The 17,417-nt window shown below is 72.0% G+C and carries 12 protein-coding genes; 9 read left to right on the top strand and 3 right to left on the bottom strand.

All coding sequences use genetic code 11. The features are described 5' to 3' along the window. Window positions 1–30 precede the first annotated feature (30 nt). Window positions 31–3,453, top strand: coding sequence for a cobyrinate a,c-diamide synthase (locus Drose_RS38870; RefSeq protein ID WP_313899958.1), 3,423 nt, complete (start codon window positions 31–33; stop codon window positions 3,451–3,453). Beyond that, entirely contained in the window at window positions 3,453–4,028 is a 576-nt protein-coding gene (locus Drose_RS31580; protein WP_260724916.1) for a GNAT family N-acetyltransferase, read from the top strand. Before Drose_RS38870 ends, Drose_RS31580 begins: the two co-directional genes overlap by 1 nt. A 78-nt stretch (window positions 4,029–4,106) precedes the next feature. Here Drose_RS31580 and Drose_RS31575 read toward each other — a convergent pair whose 3' ends face one another. After that, window positions 4,107–6,266: a transglycosylase domain-containing protein gene (locus Drose_RS31575; RefSeq protein WP_260724915.1), complete on the bottom strand. Its 2,160-nt coding sequence runs from the start codon at window positions 6,264–6,266 to the stop codon at window positions 4,107–4,109. 47 nt (window positions 6,267–6,313) lie between these two features. On the opposite strand from Drose_RS31575, the gene cobC reads away from it, so the two are divergent. Genes cobC through cobA form a run of 3 tightly spaced genes read left to right on the top strand, consistent with a single transcriptional unit; the run spans window position 6,314 to window position 9,575 of the window. Beyond that, a complete protein-coding gene (cobC, locus tag Drose_RS31570; RefSeq protein ID WP_260724914.1) occupies window positions 6,314–7,327 on the top strand; it encodes an Rv2231c family pyridoxal phosphate-dependent protein CobC in 1,014 nt (337 codons plus the stop codon). Between the two features lie 2 nt (window positions 7,328–7,329). After that, window positions 7,330–8,373 (top strand): nicotinate-nucleotide--dimethylbenzimidazole phosphoribosyltransferase, encoded by a 1,044-nt coding sequence (gene cobT / locus Drose_RS31565; protein ID WP_260724913.1) that lies wholly within the window; start codon window positions 7,330–7,332, stop codon window positions 8,371–8,373. Next, window positions 8,370–9,575: a uroporphyrinogen-III C-methyltransferase gene (gene cobA / locus Drose_RS31560; RefSeq protein WP_260724912.1), complete on the top strand. Its 1,206-nt coding sequence runs from the start codon at window positions 8,370–8,372 to the stop codon at window positions 9,573–9,575. The genes cobT and cobA overlap by 4 nt, the downstream gene beginning before the upstream one ends. Window positions 9,576–9,720: 145 nt before the next feature. Here cobA and otsB read toward each other — a convergent pair whose 3' ends face one another. Both otsB and Drose_RS31550 read right to left on the bottom strand, forming a co-directional pair. Beyond that, window positions 9,721–12,276 carry a trehalose-phosphatase gene (gene otsB / locus Drose_RS31555; RefSeq protein ID WP_260724911.1) on the bottom strand — a complete coding sequence of 852 codons (2,556 nt, stop codon included), beginning with the start codon at window positions 12,274–12,276 and terminating at the stop codon, window positions 9,721–9,723. A gap of 236 nt (window positions 12,277–12,512) precedes the next feature. Continuing rightward, window positions 12,513–13,913 carry an alpha,alpha-trehalose-phosphate synthase (UDP-forming) gene (locus Drose_RS31550; protein WP_260724910.1) on the bottom strand — a complete coding sequence of 467 codons (1,401 nt, stop codon included), beginning with the start codon at window positions 13,911–13,913 and terminating at the stop codon, window positions 12,513–12,515. Between the two features lie 20 nt (window positions 13,914–13,933). Here Drose_RS31550 and Drose_RS31545 point away from each other — a divergent pair, with 20 nt between their 5' ends. The 4 genes from Drose_RS31545 to Drose_RS31530 all read left to right on the top strand — a co-directional run bounded on the left by Drose_RS31545 (window position 13,934) and on the right by Drose_RS31530 (window position 17,344). Next, a complete protein-coding gene (locus tag Drose_RS31545; protein ID WP_260724909.1) occupies window positions 13,934–14,569 on the top strand; it encodes a hypothetical protein in 636 nt (211 codons plus the stop codon). 80 nt (window positions 14,570–14,649) lie between these two features. Then, a complete protein-coding gene (gene ettA / locus Drose_RS31540) occupies window positions 14,650–16,329 on the top strand; it encodes an energy-dependent translational throttle protein EttA (protein ID WP_260724908.1) in 1,680 nt (559 codons plus the stop codon). A gap of 2 nt (window positions 16,330–16,331) precedes the next feature. Beyond that, complete coding sequence (locus Drose_RS31535) at window positions 16,332–16,733, top strand: acyl-CoA thioesterase (protein ID WP_260724907.1); 402 nt, start codon at window positions 16,332–16,334, stop codon at window positions 16,731–16,733. Then, window positions 16,721–17,344, top strand: a complete 624-nt coding sequence (locus Drose_RS31530) for a hypothetical protein (RefSeq protein WP_260724906.1) — start codon at window positions 16,721–16,723, stop codon at window positions 17,342–17,344. Before Drose_RS31535 ends, Drose_RS31530 begins: the two co-directional genes overlap by 13 nt. The last annotated feature ends 73 nt before the right edge of the window (window positions 17,345–17,417 follow it).

Here is a 17,417-nt window from a genome sequence, read left to right as displayed (position 1 = left end):
CACGTCTGCCCTGGCGCCGGAGGAGCACAGATGAGCACGATCCCACGGCTTGTGATCAGCGCACCGTCGTCTGGGCACGGCAAGACGGCGGTGTCCGTCGGCCTGCTGGCGGCGCTCTCCGCGCGGGGATATCGTGCGGCTGGCTTCAAGATCGGGCCGGACCATGTCGACGCGGCCTATCTCGGCCTCGCGGCCGGCCGGCCGGGGCGCAACCTCGATCCCCGCATGGTCGGGGCCAAGCGCATGGGGCCGCTGTTCGCGCACGGGGCCGGATCGCTCGACATCGCCGTGGTCGAGGGCACGATGGGCCTGTTCGACGGGCTCGCGGGGCGCACCGACAGCGAGTCCACCGCGCAGATCTCCGGCCTGCTGCGTGCACCGGTGATCCTGGTCGTCGACGTGGGCGCGATGGGACAGTCGGTGGCGGCGCTCGTGCACGGCTTCCGGGCCTACGACGAGCTGCTCTGGCTCGGCGGCGTGATCCTCAACCGGGTCGCCTCCACACGGCACGAGCAGTTGCTCCGCGAGGCGCTCGACGACATCGGGGTCCCGGTCCTCGGCGCGTTGCGGCGGCACGCGCTCACCGACATCGGTGACGCCGGCGCGCCGCTGCCGTCGCGCCACCACGGCGTCGCCCCGGTCGTCCACCACAACCTCGACGCGGTGCGCGCCGTCCGCCGGCTCGGCGAGGTGATCGCCGGCGCCGTCGACATCGACCGCACCATGGCGCTGGCCCGCTCGGCGCCCCGGCTCACCGCCGACCCGTGGAACGCCGAGGCGGAGATCGTCGCCGCCAGCACCTCCGACGCCGCGATCGCGTCCATCGCCGCCATGCGCATCGGACGCCGCCCGGTCGTCGGGGTGGCGTTCGCCTACCCGGAGACCGCCGAGCTGCTGCTGGCCGCCGGTGCCGACGTGGTGCCGTTCGACCCGTTGCGTGACGAGACCCTGCCCGAAGGCGTCGACGGCCTGGTCATCGGCGCCGCCCTGCCGGAGTCGTATGCGGAGGAGCTGACCTTCAACGGCCGCCTGCGCGCCGCCGTCGCCGCCCATGCCGCGGCCGGCAAGCCGATCGCCGCCGAGGGCACCGGCCTGGTCTGGCTCTGCCGCGACTTCAACGGCCGCCCGATGTGCGGGGTCGTCGACGCCTCGGCGCGCGAGACCGACCTGGTGGTCCTCGGCTACCGTGAGGCCACCGCCCGCAGCTCGTCCGTCCTGCTGCCGATCGGCACGCAGGTCGTGGGCCACAAGATGCACCGCACGACCATCACTCCGCGGGCCGGCCTGCAGCCCGCGTGGACGTGGGCCGGCGGCCCGGCGGAGGGCTTCGTCCAGCGCGGCGTCCACGCCTCCTATCTCGGCCTGCACTGGGCCGGCCACCCGAGCATCGCCAGCCGCTTCGTGGCCGGCGCGAGCGCGACCGCCGCCCCGGCCCCGGGCCGGTGGACCACCCCGTCCGCCGACCCCTACGGCCGCCCGTCCTCCGCGATCCCCACCGCCCAGGTCCCGGCCGGCCACGTTCCCGCCGCGCGGGCCGTGCCGACGGCCCAGGTTCCGGCGGTTCCGCTACCACCCACGACCGTCCCCGCCGGCCAGGTCTCGGCCGGCCCGGTCCCGACCGCCCAGGTGCCGCCCGGCGGCCCGGCACGCCCGGTCGGCGTCGCGTCGACCCTGCCGCTCCCGGGCGATGCCGAGCCCCCGGCCGGCGCCCCCTTCGCCGAGGGCGCGCCACCCGCCGCCGGGACCGTGCGCTCTCCCTGGGCCGCGCCGTCCGCCGCCGGTTCCGCGCCGCCCTCCGGTCCGGTGCCTTCTGCCGGCCCGGTGTCGTCTCCCGCGCCGTCCGCGGCCGGTTCCGCGCCGTCCGCCGGGCCGGTGTCCTCGGCGCCGTCTGTCGGTCCGGTGTCCTCGGCGCCGTCTGTCGGTCCGGTGTCCTCGGCGCCGTCTGTCGGTCCGGTGTCCTCGGCGCCGTCTGTCGGTCCGGTGTCCTCGGCGCCGTCTGTCGGGCCGGTGTCCTCGGCGCCGTCTGTCGGGCCGGTGTCCTCGGCGCCGTCTGTCGGTCCGGTGTCCTCGGCGCCGTCTGTCGGTCCGGTGTCCTCGGCGCCGTCTGTCGGTCCGGTGTCCTCGGCGCCGTCTGTCGGTCCGGTGTCCTCGGCGCCGTCTGTCGGTCCGGTGTCCTCGGCGCCGTCTGTCGGTCCGGTGTCCTCGGCGCCGTCTGTCGGTCCGGTGTCCTCGGCGCCGTCTGTCGGTCCGGTGTCCTCGGCGCCGTCTGTCGGTCCGGTGTCCTCGGCGCCGTCTGTCGGGCCGGTGTCCTCGGCGCCGTCTGTCGGGCCGGTGTCCTCGGCGCCGTCTGTCGGGCCGGTGTCCTCGGCGCCGTCTGTCGGTCCGGTGTCCTCGGCGCCGTCTGTCGGTCCGGTGTCCTCCGCGGCGGACTTCGGTGCCGGTTCGGGCCGGCCGGCCAGCGCTCCCACGTCACCCGGGGCGTCCTCGCCGTTCGGGCCGGGTGTCGGGTCGGTGATGCCGACCCCGTGGACGTCGGCCGAGGCCTTCGTGGCATCCGCGGGTGTGTCGTCGCCGCCCGCGGCGTCGGTCCCGCCCGCTGCTTCGCCCACGTCCTCGCCGACCACGAACACGTCGGCTCCCACCGGGTCGCCGTCCGTCCCGGTGGCGCCCGTCTCGGGAGGGGCGGGCCTGCCCGATGGCGAAGCCGTCGGCGCCTCGGCGGCCGGTACCACTGGGGCGCCTGGGGACAGCCCGTCCACCGGGGCCGGTGGGGCGAGCGTTGGGGTGCCTTCCTCGGCGAACGGCCCCGCGGAGGCCGCCGGCCTGCCATCGTCTGGGGTTGTGCCGACGACCGCGACCGTGCCCTCGCCGCCGATCACCCGATCCGCGAACGTCGCCGACGCCCCGGCCGGCGGTGTTGCCGAGCAGAGGTCGGGCCTGGTCTCGGGCGGGCCGCGGCCGTTGACGGGGCTCTCCTCGAGCGTGACCGCGCCCGTGTCGACCCCGCCCGCGTCGTCGGCGGACGACCAGCCGCGGTCGGCCACCCCGGCGACCTCGGCCGCGGTGCCGGTCTCGTCGGCGCCCATGCCACAGGTGCCGGCGCCGGTGTCCGCGGCGCCGGCGGGCGTGACCGCGATGCCCGCCGCCGGGTCCGACCTGGTGGCACCGGTCGACGACGTCGCCTCGCCGCCGTTGTCGGTTCCCACGGCGTCGCCGATCTCCGCGCCACCCGTTTTCGCACCGCCCCGGCAGCAGCCGCCGAGCCCCGAGCCGCAACTGTCCGGCCCACCGGAGGACGGTGTCGCCGAGGGCGTGGCGACCGGCGCTGACCGCGCTGCCACGTCCGAGGGGTCCGCGGAGGCCGAGGCGGCCGCGGGCGTCGACAAGCCCGGAAACGGGTCCGCGAAGGACGCCGGGCCGGCTTCGGCCGGCGGGTCGAGCGAGGCTGCCTAGTGTCGACCTGGTCGGTGGCCCTGCGCCGCTTTCCCTCGCTGCTGGTCGAGACGCCGCGGTTGCTGGTCCGGCCACTGTGTGCCGACGACGACAAGCGGGTCGGGGAGATCTTCGCCGAACGGCTCGTCCGGCGGTGGCTGCCGATCGCGCAGGACGACGTGACCGAGTTCGACGGGTATGCCTGGTGCACCGAGCTCGCCGTGGAGCGGCGCGACAGCGGGGCCGGTGACCACTACGGTGTCGTGCGCCGGGAGGACGAGCGGCTCGTCGGGTGCCTCTGGACGAAGAACACCGACTGGCTGACCCGGTCGACGGAGATCGCGTTCGCGGTGGCCGCCGACGCCCGGGGGTACGGTGTCGCGCCCGAGGCCGTCGCCGTCGTGGCGCTGTCGCTGCTGCTGGAGCACCGGTTCCAGCGGATCGAGCTGCGGGTCGCACCCGGCAACGTGGCCTCGCGCCGGGTCGCGGAGAAGGCCGGCTTCACATATGAAGGGCTGCTGCGCAACGCCGGCTCGCTACACAGCGGACGGGTCGACCTGGAGAGCTGGTCACTGGTCCCCGCCGACATCCGCTAGGACGGCGACATCCGCTAGGACGGCGACATCCGCTAGGACGGCGACATCCGCCAGGGCGGCGATGCTCGCCGAGGGCGGTCAGTGGCGGGCTCGACCGCCGGAGACCGCGGGGCTCGGCGGCGTGAAGTCCCGCCACGGCGTGCCGACCAGCGCGTCGCGCAGCGTCTCGGCCACCGTTTCCCGCGGCTTGCCGGCGTTGCCGGAGCCGACGCGGTGCAGCGGATTGTCCGGGTCGGCGATGAAACCGGCGATCGTCAGGCCGGGTGTCATGCCGATGAACCAGGCGGCCCGGTTGTCGTCGGTCGTGCCGGACTTGCCCGCGACCGGGCGGCGGACCGTCGAGTGGACCCGTGCGGCGGTGCCCGAGCCGCCGCAGTCGCCCGTCACCGCGCGATATCCGGTCACGCACCGGGCCGCGTCGACCGCACCCCGCGCCACGTCCGCCGACAGCACCTGCGCACACCGCGGCTTCGCCACCGGCACGCCCTTGTCGTCGACGACCTCGGCACCGGCCGGGTCGACGATCGAGGTCACCGGGATCGGCTCGCATGTGCGCCCGTCGGCGACGACCGTGGCGAACGCGCCCGCCATCTCCAGCGGCGTGGTGTCGGCGACGCCCAGCGTGAACGCGCCCCAGGTCTTCGCCTTCGCCTCCGACGCCTGGAGCTTGTCGATGCCGGTCCGCCAGCGCAGCCCCAGCCGCTCGGCCATGCGGACCGCGGCCTCGGCCCCGACGCGCTGTTCGAGCTGCACGAAGTAGGTGTTCACCGACTTGCCGAAGCCCGAGTACATCGTGTGCCGCCCGGTCATCGAGTCCGAGGCGTTCGACGGGCACCAGAAGTCGGCGCCGCAGTGCGCGGGACTGTCCCGGCCGGTCTTGTACTTCGACACGAACGTCTTCGGCGCGTAGATGGACGTCGACAGCGGCATGCCCTGCTCCAGCGCCGCCAGCATCGTGAACATCTTGAACGTCGACCCGGCCTGGTACCCGGCCATGTCACCGCCGCCGAGCAACGGGTTGACCGTGTTCGGGTAGTTGCCGCGCAGCCGCTTGCGCTGACGCGGGTCGGAGTGCGGGCCGTTGCTGGCGCGGTCGAGCGAGTAGACCCGGTTCACCGCCATCGCGCGGACCAGGCCGGTGCCCGGCTCGACGGCGACCTGACCCAGCGCGTACGGGCTGCGCGCCTTCTCCCGCTGCAGCACCTTCTGCTGCGCGATCTCCTGGATCCTCGGGTCGAGCGACGTCACCACCCGGTAGCCGCCGCGGCGGAGCTTGTCGATCCGCTCGCGGGGGCTGCCGCCGAACGCGGCCTGCTCGCTCCACCACGAGCGGAACATGGCGCAGAAGAAGCCCCAGCCGGGCCGGGTCGCCAGGCAGTCGTTCGGGGGCTCGGTGAGCTTGAGCGCGATCGGCGCCTTCCGGGCCGCGTCCGCCTCCTCCGGGGTCAGGTACCGGAGATCGGCCATGCGGCCGATGACGTAGTCCCGGCGCTCGGTGGCGGCCTTCCGGTCGGCGTTCGCCGGGTCGTACGCCGACGGCGCCTGCACCAGCCCCGCGAGGAGCGCCGCCTCGGGGACCGTCAGGTCGGCCGGGCGCTTCGAGAAGTACACCTCGGCGGCGGCCTGCACGCCGTAGGCGCGGTGGCCGAAGTAGGCCACGTTCAGGTACCGCTCCAGGATCTCTTCCTTGCTCATGTGTTTCTCGAGCTCGATCGCGAGCTTCATCTCGCGCAGCTTGCGCGCCCCGGTCTGCTCGGTGGCCGCGTTGATCTCGGCCGGTGTCTCGGCGGAGTCGCGCAGGGCGTTGCGGACGTACTGCATCGTCAACGTCGACGCGCCCTGCGACACGCTGCCGGCCTTCTGGTTGGCGACGAACGCCCGCGCGACACCCTTGTAGTCGACGCCGTGGTGCTCCCAGAACCGCGCGTCCTCGGCGGCGACGATGGCGTCGCGGATCGTCTCGGACATCGACGACAGCGGCACGTACGTGCGGTACTCCTCGTAGAACTGGGCGAGGAGCGTGGTGCCGTCGTCGGCGTAGACGTGTGTCGTCTGGGCCGACAGCGCCGTTTGCAGCACACCGACCGGCATGGCCAGCGAGTCGGCGCCCCGCTTGGCCCCGATGCCCGTCACGGCGACGAGCGGATAGACGAGCACGGCGACCGCGAGGCCGACGACGAGCCCGGTCCGGACGAGGACGACGAAACCGCCGGTCACTCGCAGCGTGCGCGCGATCACATTCTTAAGCTAGGGCAAATCGACTCCGGATACGCGACGATCGCCTGATGCTGCTGCGGTTCCATGGCGACGAGGAGGTCGCGCCCGGTCTCGTCGACCTCGCCGTCAACGTGCGCCAGGAGGCGCCGCCCTCCTGGCTGAGCGGGCCGATCGCGGCATCGCTGGCGCACCTGGCGCGGTATCCGGACCCGGCGGAGGCCACGGCCGCCGTCGCCCGGCGGCACCGCCGGCCCGTCGACGAGGTGCTGCTCACCGCCGGGGCGGCGCAGGCGTTCACGTTGCTGGCGCAGGCGTTCCGGCCGGCGCGGGCGCTGGTCGTACATCCACAGTTCACCGAGCCCGAGAGCGCCCTGCTGACGGCCGGGCACCGCGTGGAACGACTGGTCCTGACGGAGGACGACGGGTTCCGGTTGGCGGCGGTACCTCCGGAGCCCGACCTGGTCGTCATCGGCAACCCGACGAACCCGACATCGGTCCTGCACCCGGCCACGGCGGTCGCCGGCCTCGCCAAGGAGGGCCGGATCCTGGTCGTCGACGAGGCGTTCGCGGACACCGTGCCCGGCGAGCCGGAGTCGCTCGGCGAGCGGCGGGACCTGCCGGGGCTCCTCGTCGTCCGCAGCCTCACGAAGACCTGGGGCCTCGCGGGACTGCGGATCGGCTACGTGCTCGGCCCCGCCGACCTCATCGCCCGGCTGGCCGAGCACGCTCCACTGTGGAGCGTGTCGACCCCCGCGCTCGCCGCCGCGATCGCCTGTTCGTCCGAGCGCGCCGTGGCGACCGAGCGGAAGATCGCCGTGCGGCTCGCCGGTGACCGCGCGCATCTCGTCGCCGCGCTGGACAAGGCCGGGATCGCGGTCGCGGGGCACCCGGCGAGCGCGTTCGTGCTCATCCGCGTGCCGGACGGTGCGCGGGTCCGTTCGGCCCTGCGCACCCGGGGCTTTGCGGTGCGACGCGGCGAAACCTTCCCGGGACTCGGCCCGGACTGGTTACGTATTGCCGTGCGGAACACTGCCACGAGTGACGCCTTCGTCGCCGTGTTGTCCGACGTATTGGGAGGCTGAACATGCTCAACGAGACCCTCGCGGCGATCTGTCCGCTGGACGACGAGGCGATCGCCGCCGCGCGGGCGCTGCAGGCCCGCCTGACCAAGCCGATGGGCTCGCTCGGCGCGCTGGAGACACTCGCCGTGCGGCTCGCCGGACTCGCCGGCGCCTGCCCGCCGCCGATCCCGCAGCCGGCCGCCCTGGCGATCTTCGCCGGTGACCACGGCGTGCACGCGCAGGGGGTCACACCCTGGCCGCAGGAGGTCACCGCTCAGATGGTGGCCAACTTCGTCGCCGGGGGAGCGGTCGTCAACGCGTTCGCACGGCAGGCCGGGGTCGGTGTGACGGTCGTCGACGTCGGGGTGAAGGCCGACCTCGATCCCGTGGACGGGCTGCTGGACCGCAAGGTGCGCGCCGGCACCCGCGACCTGAGCGTCGAGCCCGCGATGACCCGTGCGGAGACGCTGGAGGCGATCGAGGTCGGCATGCGGGTCGCCGAGGACCTGGTGCGGCAGGGCGCCCGGGCGCTGCTGACCGGCGACATGGGCATCGCCAACACCACCCCGTCGGCGGCGCTCATCGCGGCGTTCACGCATGCCGACCCGGCGGCCGTCACGGGCCTCGGCACCGGCATCGACAGCGAGACGCACGCGCGAAAAGTGGCGGTCGTCACATCTGCCGTCGTCGGGCTGCACGCCGAGGACCCGATCGACGTCCTCGCCGCCGTCGGCGGGCTGGAGCACGCCGCACTCACCGGCTACATCCTGCGGGCCGCCGCGCTGCGCGTTCCCGTGCTCCTCGACGGGGTCATCGCGGCCTCCGCGGCGCTCGCCGCGCACGCCCTCGCCCCGGGCAGCGTTGCCGCCATGGTCGCCGGCCACCGGTCGGCCGAGCCGGGCGCCTCCGTCGCGTTGGGCTATCTTGAGCTCGAACCGCTCGTCGACCTGGGCCTGCGCCTGGGCGAGGGCACCGGCGCCGTCCTGGCGCTGCCGATCGTGGCCAGTGCTGTCCGCGTGCTGCACGAGGTTGCCACTTTCGATTCAGCCGGAGTAGCCCACAAGTGACCCCATACCCCCTCGGTTTGCAGCTCGACGGGCTGCGCGTCCTGGTGGTCGGCGGCGGCGCCGTCGCCACCAGGCGCGTGCCCGCCCTGCTCGACGCGGGCGCGGACCTCGTCCTCGTCTCCCCCCACATCACCCCCGCCCTCCAGTCCCACGCCGACGCCGGCCGTCTCACCTGGCTGGCCCGCCGGTTCGAGCCCGGCGACCTCGACGGTGCCTGGCTGGTCCACGTCGCGGTCGACGACCCCGAGGCCGCGGCCCGGGTCAGCGAGGCCGCCGCCGAGCGGCGCGTCTTCTGCGTCCGCGCCGACGACCGCCATGCCGCCACGGCCTGGACCCCCGCGGTCACCCGGCACGGCCCCGTGACGGTCGCCGTGCTGGGCGGCGGTGACCCGCTCCGCGCCGTGGCCGTCCGCGACACGATCGCCGAGGACCTCGCCGGCGGCGCCGTCGACGCCGTGGCCGCGCCCGACGACGCCGGCCCCGGCCGGGTGGCGCTGGTCGGCTCCGGCCCGGGCGATCCCGAGCTGATCACGGTCCGCGGCCGCCGGTTGCTGGCCGCCGCCGACGTGGTGGTGATCGACCGGCTCGCCGCCGGGTTGCTGCTCGACGAGTTGCGGCCCGATGTGGAGCTGGTCGACGCTTCCAAGATCCCGTATGGCCGGTCGGTCGCGCAGGAAGAGATCAACCGTGTGCTCGTGGACCGGGCGCGCGCGGGCAAGTTCGTGGTGCGCCTGAAGGGCGGCGACCCGTTCGTGTTCGGCCGGGGCGGCGAGGAGGTCCAGGCCTGCGCCGCGGCCGGAGTGCCGGTCGTGGTGGTGCCGGGGATCTCCAGCTCGATCGCCGTGCCGTCGGCGGCCGGCATCCCGGTCACCCATCGCGGCGTCGCCCACGAGTTCACGGTCGTCTCCGGCCACCTGCCGCCGGGTCACCCTGAGTCGCTCGTCGACTGGCCCGTCCTGGCCCGGCTGCGGGGCACGCTGTGCGTGCTGATGGGCCTGAAGAACCTTCCGGCGATCGCTGCCATCCTCCAGGAGCACGGCCGGGCGCCGGACACCCCGGTCGCGGTGGTCCAGGAGGGCACCATGCGCGACCAGCGCACGGTCCGCGCCACGCTGTCGACGGTCGCCGACGCGGTCAAGGAGGCGGCGCTGCGCCCCCCGGCGGTCGTCGTCGTGGGCCCAGTGGTCAACACGCTCGCCTGACCCCGTCCCTCCTCGCGTTGATCATGCAGTTGTGGTGGCGACGAACCGGGACATTTTTCGAGTTTCCTGGCACCACAACTGCAAGATCAACGCGGGGAGGGGCGGGTGTCGCGCCACGGCGCGGCGCCCGCCCCCGCCGGGCGGGTCAGGAGTGGTCGAGTTCCAGCGCGCAGCGGATCAGGCCCAGGTGCGAGTAGGCCTGCGGGTGGTTGCCCAGCGCGCGCTCGGTCAGCGGGTCGTACTCTTCGGGGAGCAGGCCCGTCGGGCCCGCGCACTCGATGAGCTGCGCGAACAGTTCCTCGGCGTCCGCCCGCCGTCCGGTGCGCAGGTAGGCCTCGATCATCCATGTCGTGCAGAGATGGAAGCCGCCCTCGACGCCCGGCAGGCCGTCGTCCCAGCGGTACCGGTAGACCGTCGGGCCCTCGCGGAGCTCGGACTCCACGGCCAGCACCGTCGCCAGGAACCGCGGATCGTCGTCCTGGAGCAGGCCGGAAAGGCCGATCCAGAGCACCGACGCGTCCATCTCCTCGTAGCCGTAGGCGACCGTGTAGGCGCCGATCTTCTCGTTCCAGCCCTTGTCGAGGACGTTTTCGGCGATGGTGTCCCGCAGGGTGCGCCACACGTCCGGCACCGGGCGGCCCTGACGCTCGAGGAGCTGGATGCCGCGGTCGACGGTCATCCAGCACATGACCTTCGAGTACACGTAGTGGCGGGGCCGGCGGCGGGCCTCCCAGATGCCGTGGTCCGGCTCGTGCCAGCGCCGTTCGACCGCCTCGACCATCGCGTTCATGAGCGCGAAGTCGCCCTCGTCCGGCGGGCGGACGTCGGCCAGCGCGCAGATCAGATCGGCGACCGGGCCGAACACGTCGAGCTGCACCTGGCCGTTGGCGGCGTTGCCGACGCGGACCGGACGGGAGCCGGCGTAGCCGGGCAGCGCCTCGATGACCGCCTCCGGGCCGAGCTCGGTGCCGTCGAGCGTGTACAGCGGGTGGAGCCGCTCCGGGTGGCCGTCGGTGTGTTCGGCGACCCGCAGCGTCCAGCGCACCAGCGACTCCGCCTCCTCGATCGAGCCGAGGTCGACCAGCGCCTTGGCCGTCAGCGAGGCGTCACGCAGCCAGCAGTACCGGTAGTCCCAGTTACGCGAGCCACCGATCTCCTCCGGCAGCGACGACGTCGCCGCGGCGAGGATCGCGCCGGTCGGCTTGTGCCACAGGCCGCGCAGGGTCAGCGCGCTGCGTTTCACCAGGTCACGCGCGACCGAGGGCAGCTTGAGCGACTCGGACCAGTCACGCCACGCGGCCTCTGCCGCGATCTGCCGCTCGTCGAGCGGCACCCGCGGCGGCTCGATGGAGTCGGTGCCGAGGCGCAGCTCGAGCATCGCGGTGCCGCCGGCGGCGTTGAGGTCGACCGTGGCGCGGGCGAGGTCACTGTGGCCGTCGGAGGTGATGTCCCACTCGATGCCGGGGGAGTAGAGCACCATCGGCTCGTTGGACCCCAGCACCAGCAGGCCGTCGTCGCCGATCGGCTGCAAGCGGATGTGCACCTGGCCGAAGTCCGGCCGCGGCACGAAGTCGATCCGGATCCGCGCGCTGCCCGACAACACGCGGATGAGCGAGTTGCCGGTGCGGTGGTGGTCGAGCCAGTCCGTCACGGTGAGCCCCGACCAGCGGGTCTCCACCGTCATCGTGCCGGGACGGTACCGCTGGCCGAGCGGGATCCCGCCGCGCTCCGGCTGGACCGTGAAGTGCCCGGCCGCCGTATCGCCGAGCAGGTCGGCGAAGACCGCGCCGGAGTCCGGCTTCGGGTGGCACAGCCAGGTGACCCGCGCCGAGGGGGTGAGCAGCGCCACGGTGTGGGTGTTCGACAGCATCGAGTGCCGCTCGATCGGCACCGCCTGCTCGCCGAAGAGCCAGCGACGGCGGGTCTGTAACAGCAGCTCGAGGATCGCGACCGCGGCCTGCGCGTCGCTCACGCTGAAGCGGGCCTGCGTCTCGTCGCCGACACCGACCTTGATGCCCAGGTCGGGCCCGTGCAGATGGGCGAACGCCTTCTCGTCGGTCGCGTCGTCGCCCAGGTAGACGATCGCGCTCGCCGAGACCTGCATGCGCAGGGCGTCGACGGCCAGGCCCTTGTCGGTCGGCACCACCGACAGTTCGATGACCTCCTTGCCGGTGGTCATCTCGATGTCCGGCCACAGCGCCGCACCGCTGCGCACCGCGTCGAACACCCGCTGGGCCACGTCCCGCGGCGCGGCCCGGGTGTGCACGGCGACGCTGGCCGGCTTGATCTCCAGGCGCACGCCCGGCTGGTCCTTGCAGATGGCGTTGAGGGCGGCCTGGAGTTCGGTCCGCCGCTGCTGGCGCTCGAGCGGCAACTCGTCGACGAAGCCGACGTCGAACTCCGAGCCGTGGCTGCCGACCAGTCGCACCTCGGCGGGGAGGCGCGACAGAGCGGCGAGGTCACGCAGCGCGCGACCGCTGATCACGCCCACCGTCGTCTGCGGCAGCGACGACAGCGCGCGGACCGCGGCTACGGATTCGGCAGTGGGAGTCGCCTTGGTGGGGTCGGCGACGATCGGCGCGAGTGTGCCGTCGTAGTCACACGCGACCAGAAGGTTCGGCACGCGTGCGACGCGCAGCACCGCCGCGCGAAGGTCCGGGTCGAGCGAGAGGACGTTGCCTGTCGCCGAGGTCTGGTTCATGTCCGGCCTGTCCGTGGGAGCGATGGAGGTCGTTGTACATCGGAGGTTGGCAAGGGCCTGTCGCGATGCGGTGCCGGGCTGTGGCGGGCCCAGGCGCCGCCCGGAACCGCGCCGGTCACGGCCGGACACCACACCGGTGCCCGGCCGTGCCGGGTGCGGCCCGGGCGGCGCCTGGGCTCCGCCTCGCTCCGGCCTCTACTACGTAACAGACCCTAGGCGGGTTGACTGCGGATGTGTCATGACGCTGCGCCGAGTGCGTCCAGGAACGCGTCCGCCCAAGCACGGACATCGTGCGAGCGCAGGTGGGAATGCATAGCATGCATCCGTTTGCGCCCTTCGACCGGGTCGACGTGAATCGCGCGCATGAGTGCGTCCTTCACCCCGTCGAGGTCGTGCGGGTTACACAGGAACGCCTGACGCAGTTCAGCCGCTGCGCCGGCGAACTCGGACAGCACAAGGGCGCCTCCGCCGTCGGCGCGCGCGCCGACGTACTCCTTGGCCACCAGATTCATGCCGTCCCTCAGCGGAGTCACCATCATGGCGTCGGCCGCGACGTACAAAGCGGCCAACTCAGCCCGACTGTACGACTGATGGAGGTAGTGCACGGCCGGTTGGCCAACTCGTCCGTACTCACCATTGATCCGCCCGACCTCACGTTCGACGTTCACCCGGAGGGTCTGGTAGTGCTCCACCCGCTCCCGACTCGGTGTAGCCACTTGTACCATCACCGTCTCCGGCGCTGTAAGTCGTCCTTCTGACAGCAGTTCCCGGAATGCTTTGAGCCTCCGCTCGATCCCTTTGGTGTAGTCGAGCCGGTCGACGCCGAGGATGATCGTCTTCGGCTCGCCCAGCTCGGTGCGGATCGCCTTGGCCCTGGCCTGCACTTCCGCCGAACCGGCGAGGTGCTCCATCTCTTTGACGTCGATCGAGATGGGGAACGCCTCCGCGCGGACGGTCCGGCCCTCCCACTCGACGATGCCGCGCCGCACGCGGGTGCCGAGCAGATGCCGGGCCAACTGGACGAAGTTCTGTGCGCCGAGCGGTCGTTGGAAACCGACCAGATCGGCACCGAGCAGCCCCTTGAGCAGTTCGGCCCGGCGGGGTAGCTGCATGAAGAGTTCGACGGGGGGAAATGGGATGTGCAGGAAGAAGCCGATCTTCAGATCGGGCCGGGTCTCCCGCAGCAGCGTCGGCACGAGCTGGAGCTGGTAGTCCTGCACCCACACGGTGGCACCCGGGGCGGCGTCGTCGGCCACCGCCTTCGCGAAGCGCTCGTTGACCAGCCGGTAGGTCTCCCACCAGCGGCGCTTGAAGATGGGGGTCTCGACCGCGTCGTGGTAGAGCGGCCACAGACTGGAGTTGGAGAAACCCTCGTAGTAGCGCTCGATCTCCGCCGCACTGAGCGAGACCGGGTGCAGTCGCACGCCCCCGGTCTCAAAGGACTCCTCCGGCAGCTCCGACTCGCCGACCCCGCCCGGCCATCCGACCCAGGTGCCGTTGCGTTGCTGGAGCACCGGCTCGAGCGCGGTCACCAGCCCGCCGGGACTCCTGCGGTAGCTCACCTCGCCGTTCGGTCCGACGACCTTGTCGACCGGCAGCCGGTTGGCGACCACCACGAATGAACTGTTTCCAGCCACGTGTCGCGTCCTCCCCCTGGGTGATCCACCCTCGTACTTTCAGCCTACTGATCCTTCTGGTCGCCTGGCAGCATGCAGCGGGCTGGCTCACAGGTGCGATCCTGCTGAGCATGTCGCGCTACGAGGCCGCGCCCGAGCGGGAGTCGAGCCGGACGGTTGTGGTCGTCCTGCTGTCACTGCTCATCCTCACGATCATCGGTGCCCTGATGGGCTATATCCTTGGAAAGCGCAACATTGAAGACAGTAAGTCATTGCCCGGTGACGGAAAGTCTCCCACGAAGACGGTCACCAGCTCTCGCGCCCCCGAGGAGTGCCCGGGTTTCATCGGGGTTGGTGTGCGGGCGAAAGACCGGAATGCGGCCCTGCCGCTGCGTGTTGTGCTGTACGTCCGCACCGACAAGAGTGAGGTGTGGATCTGCCGCGAGGACGACGGCACCGGGCTGTGGTATCAAGGCCATGACAAGCGGAAGAGCTTCTACGCCGACGGCGAGACCCCGGTCCCCGGTGACAACGGCCTCCTCCTCTCCGGCGTGACGCAGAACGGCGGCGCGTTCGTCGCGAGGAACGGCGGCACCACGTATGTGGTCACCCGCGATGAGCTCAAGGTCAGCGGGGGCCAGAACTTCACCGACCCCGTGCGGTCGGCCGGCCCGTAGCCCGGATTGGGCGTCCGGCGCCGGGCCTGGAAAGATTGACCCCGACATCAAGCAATCGTGACCGGAGGTAGGGGCGCACCGTGGCGCAGTACATCTACGTGCTCGAGAAGGCGCGCAAGGCGCACGGCGACAAGGTCGTGCTCGACAACGTCACGCTGTCGTTCCTGCCCGGCGCGAAGATCGGTGTTGTCGGCCCGAACGGCGCCGGCAAGTCGAGCCTGCTCAAGATCATGGCGGGGCTGGACAAGCCCAGCAACGGCGAGGCCCGGCTCATGCCCGGTTTCACCGTCGGCATGCTCCAGCAGGAGCCGCCGCTCAACGAGACCAAGACCGTCCTCGGCAACATCGAGGAGGCCGTCGCCGAGACCAAGGCGAAGCTCGCCCGCTTCAACGAGGTGGCCGAGCTGATGGCGACCGACTACAGCGACGAGCTCATGGAGGAGATGGGCCGGCTGCAGGAGGAGCTCGACCACGCCGACGCGTGGGACATCGACTCCAAGCTGGCGCTCGCCATGGACGCGCTGCGCTGCCCGCCGCCGGACGCCGAGGTGTCCCAGCTCTCCGGTGGTGAGCGCCGCCGGGTGGCGCTGTGCAAGCTGCTGCTCGAGGCGCCCGACCTGCTGCTGCTCGACGAGCCCACCAACCACCTCGACGCGGAGAGCGTCCAGTGGCTGGAGCAGCATCTGCAGAAGTACGCGGGCGCCGTCCTCGCCGTCACCCACGACCGCTACTTCCTCGACCACGTCGCCGAGTGGATCGCCGAGGTCGACCGCGGCCACGTCCACGGTTACCAGGGCAACTACTCCACCTACCTGGAGAAGAAGGCCCAGCGCCTGGCCGTGCAGGGCCGCAAGGACGCCAAGCTGCAGCGGCGGCTCAGCGAGGAGCTGGAGTGGGTCCGCTCCAACGCGAAGGCCCGCCAGACGAAGTCGAAGGCCCGCCTGGGGCGGTACGAGGAGATGGCCAACGAGGCGGAGAAGACCCGCAAGCTCGACTTCGAGGAGATCCAGATCCCGCCGGGCCCCCGCCTGGGCAACGTGGTCATCGAGGCCAACGGCCTGGTCAAGGGCTTCGACGAGCGGGGCACGCTGATCGACAACCTGTCGTTCACGCTGCCGCGCAACGGCATCGTCGGCATCATCGGGCCCAACGGCGTCGGCAAGACCACGCTGTTCAAGACGATCGTCGGGCTGGAGAAGCCGGACGCCGGCACGGTCCGGGTCGGTGACACGGTCCAGTTGTCGTATGTTGACCAGAACCGTTCCGGCCTCGACGGTGACAAGACCGTCTGGGAGGTCGTCTCGGACGGCCTCGACCACCTGATGGTCGGCAAGGTCGAGATGCCCTCGCGGGCCTACGTCGCCGCGTTCGGCTTCAAGGGCCCCGACCAGCAGAAGCCGACCAAGGTGCTCTCCGGTGGCGAGCGCAACCGGCTCAACCTCGCACTGACGCTGAAGATCGGCGGCAATGTGATCCTGCTCGACGAGCCGACCAACGATCTCGACGTCGAGACGCTCTCCTCGCTGGAAAACGCTCTGCTGGAGTTCCCCGGCTGCGCCGTGGTCATCTCCCACGACCGGATGTTCCTCGACCGGGTCGCGACCCACATCCTGGCGTGGGAGGGCGACGACGAGCACCCGGCCAAGTGGTTCTGGTTCGAGGGCAACTTCGAGTCGTACGAGAAGAACAAGGTCGACCGGCTGGGCCAGGAGGCGGCGCGCCCGCACAGCGTCACCTACCGCAAGCTCACCCGCGACTGACTGTGGCCCGCTTCGTCTACCACTGCGCCCTGCGCTGGTCCGACCTGGACGCGTACGGGCACGTCAACAACGCGCGCTTCCTCACGCTCTACGAGGAGGCACGCGTTGCCTTGATGTTCACCGCGGCGAGGGCGGCCGGGTTGTCGTCGTTCGAGGACGGCATCGTCATCTCACGTCATGAGATCGACTACCTGCGCCCGGTCGACTACGGCGATCCGGTCCGCATCGAGCTGTGGCTGGAGGAGATCAAGGTGAGCCGGCTCGTCGTCGCCTACGAGCTCTTCGACGGCGACGAGATCGCGTCCCGCGCGCGCACCGTGTGCGTGCCCTTCGACCTGCGGGCCGGCCGGCCCCGCCGGGTCAAGGACATCGAGCGGGAGTTCCTCTCGCCGTGGCTTGGCTAGCCGGTTCCAGCCTCTCCGACGCCCGGGTGTTCGTCGCCCGGGCGGTCCGGCTGGACCCCGGCGCGCTCGTCCGGTTGCGGCCCGCGGAGGGTGGCGCGGTCGCACTGTGGTCCCGCCTTCCATGGGGTGTACTGGTGAGCCGCGGCGTCCGGGGGACGCTGCGTCAGGACCGGACCGTGCTCGGCGCCGACCTGCTGACCCGTCTGGACGGCGAGCTTCCCGCATCGCGGGACACTGATTGGCGTTGGTCGATTCCCTTCGGTGTCGGTGAGGTCGTCGAGCGGATCCCGGCCCTCGACGTCCGCCGGGTCGGCACGGCCGCCGCGCAGACCGTCCGGACCGCCGCGGCCGAGGGGGTCGGCGGACGGGCCGTCGGCTCGCGGATGCTCCGGGACGCCCTTCTCGACCATGTGCCGATCATGGTCACCATGGGTGACGGCACGCGTATACCCGTCTCGCAGCGTCTCGTCCAGGGGGTCGTCCGGATGGGCTTCGTGGGCGAGGCGGCCGGAGACTTTGTCGATGTCCGAATTTTGGGTCCATGGACGGCCCTGGCCTGCGCATATGGCTCTGCCTGGCAGCGCACCGCGGGAAATGGCCTCATCGGATAGACGGCTGTAAGACCCTCACCCGAACGGGTGGTGCAAGGGTGAAATTGGGGGCTGCCGAAACTCGACCGAACGG

Origin of the sequence: Dactylosporangium roseum (genome assembly GCF_025264685.1) — a bacterium.
Taxonomy (GTDB): Bacteria; Actinomycetota; Actinomycetes; order Mycobacteriales; family Micromonosporaceae; genus Dactylosporangium; species Dactylosporangium roseum.
This window is presented reverse-complemented; position numbering and strand designations above follow the sequence as displayed.

What these genes read in the sequence shown, in the direction of transcription:
- Drose_RS38870 (WP_313899958.1), top strand. Translation starts at nt 31, where the DNA reads ATGAGCACGATCCCACGGCTTGTGATCAGCGCACCGTCGTCTGGGCAC.
- cobC (WP_260724914.1), top strand. Translation starts at nt 6,314, where the DNA reads ATGCTGCTGCGGTTCCATGGCGACGAGGAGGTCGCGCCCGGTCTCGTC.
- cobT (WP_260724913.1), top strand. Translation starts at nt 7,330, where the DNA reads ATGCTCAACGAGACCCTCGCGGCGATCTGTCCGCTGGACGACGAGGCG.
- otsB (WP_260724911.1), bottom strand. Translation starts at nt 12,276, where the DNA reads ATGAACCAGACCTCGGCGACAGGCAACGTCCTCTCGCTCGACCCGGAC.